1 pseudogene is annotated in these 390 nt (G+C 73.8%); it reads left to right on the top strand.

The features are described 5' to 3' along the window. Positions 1 to 390, top strand: a pseudogene (locus QC029_RS30870) (leucine--tRNA ligase); the annotation flags it as partial.

The raw sequence follows: 390 nt of genomic DNA on the forward strand, positions 1-390 counted from the left end.
GGACGCGCTGGACTGGCCCGAGGCGATCACGCTGCAGCAGCGCAACTGGATCGGCCGCCGCGAGGGCGCCCGCATCGAGTTCTCCGTGGAGGGGACCGGCGGCCCCTCCGACGCCGGCGCCGGCGAGCGGATCACCGTCTTCACCACCCGCCAGGACACCCTGTTCGGCGCCACGTACATGGTGCTGGCGCCCGAGCACGACCAGGTGGACCGGATCGTCCCCGACGCCTGGCCCGAGGACACCCGCGAGACGTGGACCGGCGGTCACCCCACCCCGGCCGAGGCGGTCTCGGAGTACCGCAAGCAGGCGGCCTCCAAGTCGGTCGTCGAGCGGCAGGCCGAGGCCGGCGAGGACAGGGAGAAGACCGGCGTCTTCACCGGCGCGTACGC

This window comes from Streptomyces sp. DH37, from assembly GCF_029813835.1.
Lineage (GTDB): Bacteria > Actinomycetota > Actinomycetes > Streptomycetales > Streptomycetaceae > Streptomyces.